Here is a 6,534-nt window from a genome sequence, read left to right on the forward strand (position 1 = left end):
CACGTCCGGGGTCCGGGGCTTGCCCCGGGGAACGGAGGAAGGGTGGGGCGGGGAGACGGATCCGCGCAGCGGACGGCCCGGCTCCGGGCCGCTACCGGGCCCCGTACGCAGGGAGCGGCGGCTGCGACTCGGCCAGGAGTTTCAGGGTGGCCTCCCCCGCCTCCGAGGGGGTCCAGCGCGAGCCCCGGTCCACGGCGGGGCCCGGCCGCCAGCCCTCCATCACCGTGATCCGGCCGCCCTCCGCCTCGAACACCCGCCCCGTCACCCCGGCGGACGCCGCCGCGCCCAGCCACACCACCAGCGGCGAGACGTTCTCCGGGGCCATCGCGTCGAAGGCCCCCGCCGCCGGGGTGGCCATCGTCGCCGCGAAGGTCTCCTCGGTCATCCGGGTCCGCGCCGCCGGGGCGACGGCGTTGACCTGGACGCCGTACCGGCCCATCTCCGCCGCCGCCACCAGCGTCAGCCCGAGGATCCCCGCCTTGGCCGCGCTGTAGTTGCCCTGGCCCACGGAGCCCAGCAGGCCCGCCCCCGACGAGGTGTTGACGACCCGGGCCTCGACCGGCCGGCCCGCCTTCGCCTCGGCCCGCCACCAGGCGGCCGCCGCCCGCAACGGCAGGAAGTGGCCCTTGAGGTGGACCCGCATCACCGCGTCCCAGTCGTCCTCCCCGAGGTTGACCAGCATCCGGTCCCGCAGGAACCCGGCGTTGTTGACCAGGGTGTCCAGCCGCCCGAAGGCGTCGAGGGCGCAGGCCACCAGCGAGTCCGCGCCCTCGCCCGTCGCGATGTCCCCGCCGTGCGCCACCGCCTCCCCGCCCCGTGCGCGGATCTCCTCCACCACGCGGGCGGCCGGGCTGCCGGGTCCGGGGAGGCCGTCGAGTCCGACGCCGAGGTCGTTGACGACGACCCTCGCCCCTTCCGCCGCGAAGGCCAGCGCGTGGGCCCGGCCCAGCCCCCGGCCGGCGCCCGTCACGATGACCACGCGTCCGTCCACGATGCCCATGTCAGCTCTCCTCACAGTCGATCCGCACCCGCCGGCCCGTCCGGCCACCGGTCCCGCATCCCACCGCCCGCCCGTCCGGCCGGCCTTCCCGCCGGTCGCCGTCCGGCAGGCCCGTCGCTCCGCCCGCCCGCTCCGGAGCCCCGCCGGGCCGCCCGTCCGGCCCCGGGCCCCCGCCCCGTCCCGCCCCGTCCCGCCCCGCCCCGCGCCCGGTCGGGCCCCGGCCGAGCGGCCGTCCCCCGGACCCGGCCCCGGCCGTCACCGCGACGGCCCCGCCGGTCCGTCGCCGCCGGCCGGCGGGCGGTTGACCGTCGACGCCGCGAGGAACGCCGGGCGTTCGCCGCCGCCGTGGAGCAGCAGGCTCGCGCCGGTCACGTACGCCGCGCGGTCCGAGGCCAGGAAGACCGCCGCCTCCCCCACGTCCGCAGGCTCCGCCAGGCGGCCCAGCGGGACGGTGGCGGCGACCGCGGCGACGCCCGCCGCGTCCCCGTAGTGCAGGTGCGCCAGCTCGGTGCGGACCATGCCGAGGACGAGGGAGTTGACCCGTACCTCGGGGGCCCATTCCACGGCCATCGAGCGGGCCAGGTGCTCCAGGCCCGCCTTGGCCGCCCCGTACGCCGCCGTGCCCGGCGAAGGGCGGGTCCCGCTGACGCTGCCGATCATCAGCACCGAGCCCCGGCTCTCCCGCAGCCACGGGTAGGCGGCCAGCGAGGCCGTCAGCGGAGCCACCAGGTTGAGGGCGACGACCCGCGCGTGCCGCTCGGCCCCGCCCTCCCCCAGCAGCCGGTACGGGGTCCCGCCCGCGTTGTTGACCAGGCAATCGAGCCGCCCGTAGTGCCCCGCGACCCCGTCCAGGAACTCCCCGACGGCGTCCGGGTCGCGCAGGTCCACGGCGGTGAAGGCGGCCTCCCGCCCGCCCTCCGCCACCGGCGCGTCCGGCGGGCGCCGCGCGCAGACGGCGACCTCCGCGCCCGCCGCGAGGAACGAGCGGGCGATCCCGGCGCCGACGCCCCGGGTTCCGCCGGTGACGACCACGACCCTCCCCTTGAGCTCCATCGGCTGCTACCTTCCTCACCTAACAAATGTTTGGTGGAAAGGTAGCTGATCCGCTCATGGGTGTCTCCACCTCCCGCCCGGACAAGGGCATCGCACTCGTCACAGTGGACTTCCCGCCCGTCAACGCCCTCCCCGTGCACGGCTGGTACGAGCTCGCCGACGCCCTGCGCGCCGCCGGGCGCGACCCCGAGGTGCGCTGCGTGGTCCTGGCCGCCGCGGGCCGGGGCTTCAACGCCGGGGTCGACATCAAGGAGATGCAGCGCGACAGCGGCCACGCCGCGCTCATCGGGGCCAACCGCGGCTGCTACGAGGCCTTCGCCGCCGTGTACGAGTGCGAGGTGCCGGTGGTGGCGGCCGTGCACGGCTTCTGCCTGGGCGGCGGCATCGGCCTCGTCGGCAACGCGGACGCGATCGTGGCCTGCGAGGACGCCGTCTTCGGACTGCCCGAGCTGGACCGCGGGGCCCTGGGCGCCGCCACCCACCTGGCCCGGCTCGTCCCGCAGCACCTGATGCGCGCCCTCTACTACACCTCACGCACCGCCACCGCCGCCGAACTCCACGCCCACGGCTCGGTGTGGAAGGTGGTCCCGCGCCCGGAGCTGTCCGCCGCCGCCCTGGAACTGGCGGCCGAGATCGCGAAGAAGGACGGCACCCTCATCCGGCTGGCCAAGGCCGCCATCAACGGCATCGACCCGGTCGACGTGCGCCACAGCTACCGCTTCGAGCAGGGGTTCACCTTCGAGGCCAACCTCAGCGGGGTCGCCGACCGGGTCCGCGACACCTTCGGGAAGGCACAGGGAGGCAGCGCATGACGGACAAGACCATGACCCCCGACGAGGTCGTCGGGCGGCTGCGCAGCGGAATGACCCTCGGGATCGGCGGCTGGGGCTCCCGGCGCAAGCCGATGGCCCTGGTGAGAGCACTGCTCCGCTCCGAGATCACCGATCTCACCGTGGTCGCGTACGGCGGCCCCGACGTCGGGCTCCTGGCCGCCGCCGGACGGATCCGCCGCCTGATCGCCCCCTTCGCCACCCTGGACTCCATCCCCCTGGAACCCCACTTCCGCGCCGCCCGCGAGAGCGGCTCCCTCGCCCTCACCGAGTACGACGAGGCGATGTTCATGTGGGGCCTGCACGCCGCCGCCAACCGGCTGCCCTTCCTGCCCGTCCGCGCCGGCCTCGGCTCCGACGTCATGCGGGTCAACCCCGAGCTGCGCACCGTCACCTCCCCCTACGCCGACGGCGAGGAGTTCGTCGCCGTCCCCGCCCTGCGCATGGACGCCGCCCTGGTCCACCTCAACCGCGCCGACCGCCTCGGCAACGCGCAGTACCTGGGCCCCGACCCGTACTTCGACGACCTCTTCTGCGAGGCCGCCGACGCCGCGTACGTCTCCTGCGAGCAGCTGGTGGAGAGCGCCGAGCTGGCCAAGTCCGGCCCCCCGCAGTCCCTCCTGGTCAGCCGGCACTCGGTCACCGGGGTCGTGGAGACCCCGAACGGCGCGCACTTCACCTCCTGCGCGCCCGACTACGACCGCGACGAGGCCTTCCAGAAGCTGTACGCGACCACCCCCTGGCCCGAGTTCGCGGCCCGCTTCCTGTCCGGGGCGGGCGAGCACGACTACCAGAGCGCCGTCCGGACCTGGCGGGAGGAACAGCGATGACCACGCGCGCCGAATACTGCGTGATCGCCTGCGCCGAGGCCTGGCGCGGCGACGGGGAGGTGCTGGCCAGCCCGATGGGCCTGATCCCCTCCTTCGGGGCCCGGCTGGCCAAGCGGACCTTCTCCCCCGACCTGCTGCTGACCGACGGGGAGGCGATGCTGGTCGGCCTGGACGGCACGGTGGAGGGCTGGCTCCCCTACCGCCGCCACCTGGCCATGGTCACCGGCGGGCGCCGGCACGTGATGATGGGCGCCAGCCAGATCGACCGGTACGGCAACCAGAACATCTCCTGCATCGGCGACTGGGAGCGGCCCTCCCGCCAGCTGCTCGGCGTCCGCGGGGCGCCCGTCAACACCCTGAACAATCCGGTGAGCTACTGGGTGCCCCGGCACTCCCCGAGGGTGTTCGTCGAGCGCGTCGACATGGTCAGCGGGGTGGGGTACGACCGCGCGGAGGCGGCCGGGCCTTCCGCGTCCCGCTTCCACCGGCTGCCACGCGTGGTCAGCGACCTCGGCGTCTTCGACTTCGCCGGCCCCGGGCACGCGATGCGGCTGGCCTCCGTGCACCCGGGGGTCACGGTGGAGGAGGTCCGCGCGGCGACCGGGTTCGAGCTCTCGATCGGCGAGGAGGTCCCGTTCACCCGGGAGCCCACGGACGAGGAGCTGCGGCTGATCCGCGAGGTGATCGACCCGAAGGGCCTGCGCGAGCGGGAGGTGCGGGGCTGACATGGCGGAACGGGAGTTGGACACGGCGTTCACCAAGCTGGTCGGGGTCCGGTACCCGATCGTGCAGACGGGCATGGGCTGGGTGGCCGGCCCGCGCCTGGTGTCGGCGGCGGCCGAGGCGGGGGCGCTGGGCATCCTGGCCTCGGCGACGATGACGACGGAGCAGCTGCGCGCGGCGGTCCAGGAGGTGCGCTCGCGCACGGACGCCCCGTTCGGGGTGAACCTGCGGGCCGACGCCGGGGACGCGGCCGAGCGGGTCCGGCTGGTCATCGACGAGGGCGTGCGGGTGGCCTCGTTCGCGCTGGCCCCGTCCCGGGAGCTGATCGCCCGGCTGAAGGACGCCGGGGTGGTGGTGATCCCCTCGGTGGGGGCGCGCCGGCACGCCGAGAAGGTCGCGGCCTGGGGCGCCGACGCGGTCATCGTGCAGGGCGGGGAGGGCGGCGGGCACACCGGGGACGTGGCCACGACGGTGCTGCTGCCGCAGGTGGTCGACGCCGTCGGCATCCCCGTCGTCGCGGCGGGCGGGTTCCGTGACGGGCGGGGGCTGGTGGCCGCGCTGGCGTACGGGGCCGCGGGCATCGCCATGGGCACCCGGTTCCTGCTGACCTCCGATTCGACCGTCCCGGACGCCGTGAAGGCCGAGTACCTGAAGGCGACCGTCAAGGACGTCACCCTCACCACGGCCGTGGACGGGCTGCCGCACCGGATGCTGCGCACCGAGCTGGTGGCCTCCCTGGAGCGCGCCGGCCGGGCGCGGTCGCTGGCCCGGGCGGTGCGGCACGCGGCGGGCTTCCGGAAGCTGTCGGGGCTGTCGTGGCCGCGGATGGTGCGCGACGGCCTGGCGATGAAGCACGGCAAGGACCTGTCCTGGAGCCAGGTCCTGCTCGCCGCGAACACCCCGATGCTCCTCAAGGCGTCCATGGTCGAGGGCCGTACGGACCTCGGTGTCATGGCATCGGGCCAGGTCGCGGGGGTGATCGAGGATCTGCCGTCGTGCGCGGAGCTCGTCGACCGCGTCATGGCCGAAGCGCACGCCGTACTGGACCGGCTGCACGCGTCCGGTCCGCACCCGCTCGGCACCCTGCCACCACCAGGGTGATCCCCTTCTCCGTCACAGGAGTCGCCCGTATGAGACGTGCCCGCATCCGCCTGGCGACCGCGGCGACCGCCGCCGCGCTCGCCCTCGGGACCCTGCCCGCCGCCGCGTACGCGGCGGCGGATCCGGCCACCGCGGCCCGTGCCCGGCACCACCAGCTCCGGTCGCCGTCGCAGGCGATCCGGCAGATCCCCCTCCAGGGGGCCGTCAACCTCCGGGACCTCGGCGGCTACCGCACGTACACCGGCGGCCAGGTCCGCCAGGGGCTGGTCTACCGCTCCGACGCACTGGGCAAGCTGACCGCGGCGGACATCACCACCGTCTCCGGTCTCGGCCTCACGAAGGTCGTCGATTTCCGCATTCCGATGGAGCTCCGGTACGACGGCGCCGACAAGCTGCCGCCGGGGCTCTCCCCCACCTCCCGCCCGGTCAGCGACCTGGGCCTGTACGCCACCCTGGTCGGCGCGATATCCAGCGGCGACCCCGTCAAGCAGGAGCAGATGCTCGGCGGCGGGCGGGCCGAGGCCTACATGCGGGACGTCTACCGCACGTTCGTGACGAGCCCCGAGAACCGGGCGCAGTTCGCGGCGACGCTGCGGGAGGTCGCGGACGGCGGGCAGGGCCCGCTGCTCTACCACTGCACGTCGGGCAAGGACCGGACGGGGTGGATGAGTTACGTGCTGCTGCGCGCGCTGGCCGTGCCGCAGGCGACGGCCGAGAGCGACTACCTGGCCTCGAACACCTTCCGGGCGGCGTACGACGCCCAGGTGCGCGCGGGGTTGAAGCAGTCGGGCCGGATGCAGAACCCGGACCTGCTGATCGCGCTCCAGGAGGTCCGCCAGGACTACCTGGACTCCGCGACGACGCAGATGGAGGCCGACTACGGCGGTTTCTACGGGTACCTGACGGACGGTCTGGGCCTGGACCTGCGGACGCTGTCGAAGCTCCAGGCCAAGCTGGTCCGGTGACGCGTACCGGGTGACGCGCGACGGCGCCGGGC

General features: G+C 74.9%; 7 protein-coding genes. 5 read left to right on the forward strand and 2 right to left on the reverse strand.

Translation table 11 applies throughout. The features are described 5' to 3' along the window. Positions 1-91: 91 nt before the first annotated feature. Positions 92-1,000 (reverse strand): SDR family oxidoreductase, encoded by a 909-nt coding sequence (locus ACFVXK_RS36355; protein ID WP_389620955.1) that lies wholly within the window; start codon positions 998-1,000, stop codon positions 92-94. Between the two features lie 255 nt (positions 1,001-1,255). Next, entirely contained in the window at positions 1,256-2,053 is a 798-nt protein-coding gene (locus tag ACFVXK_RS36360; RefSeq protein WP_389620957.1) for an SDR family oxidoreductase, read from the reverse strand. 56 nt (positions 2,054-2,109) lie between these two features. Here ACFVXK_RS36360 and ACFVXK_RS36365 point away from each other — a divergent pair, with 56 nt between their 5' ends. Genes ACFVXK_RS36365 through ACFVXK_RS36385 form a run of 5 tightly spaced genes read left to right on the forward strand, consistent with a single transcriptional unit; the run spans position 2,110 to position 6,502 of the window. Further along, positions 2,110-2,865 (forward strand): enoyl-CoA hydratase family protein, encoded by a 756-nt coding sequence (locus ACFVXK_RS36365; protein WP_389620960.1) that lies wholly within the window; start codon positions 2,110-2,112, stop codon positions 2,863-2,865. Then, on the forward strand, positions 2,862-3,713 hold the full coding sequence (locus ACFVXK_RS36370; protein WP_389620963.1) for a CoA transferase subunit A: 852 nt from the start codon (positions 2,862-2,864) through the stop codon (positions 3,711-3,713). The genes ACFVXK_RS36365 and ACFVXK_RS36370 overlap by 4 nt, the downstream gene beginning before the upstream one ends. Beyond that, on the forward strand, positions 3,710-4,438 hold the full coding sequence (locus tag ACFVXK_RS36375) for a CoA-transferase subunit beta (protein WP_389620966.1): 729 nt from the start codon (positions 3,710-3,712) through the stop codon (positions 4,436-4,438). Before ACFVXK_RS36370 ends, ACFVXK_RS36375 begins: the two co-directional genes overlap by 4 nt. Before the next feature lie 16 nt (positions 4,439-4,454). Beyond that, positions 4,455-5,537, forward strand: a complete 1,083-nt coding sequence (locus tag ACFVXK_RS36380; protein ID WP_389620971.1) for an NAD(P)H-dependent flavin oxidoreductase — start codon at positions 4,455-4,457, stop codon at positions 5,535-5,537. Positions 5,538-5,566: 29 nt separating this feature from the next. Next, a complete protein-coding gene (locus ACFVXK_RS36385; protein WP_389620968.1) occupies positions 5,567-6,502 on the forward strand; it encodes a tyrosine-protein phosphatase in 936 nt (311 codons plus the stop codon). Positions 6,503-6,534 lie beyond the last annotated feature (32 nt).

This window comes from Streptomyces sp. NPDC058157 (genome assembly GCF_042884105.1).
Classification (GTDB): Bacteria; Actinomycetota; Actinomycetes; order Streptomycetales; family Streptomycetaceae; genus Streptomyces.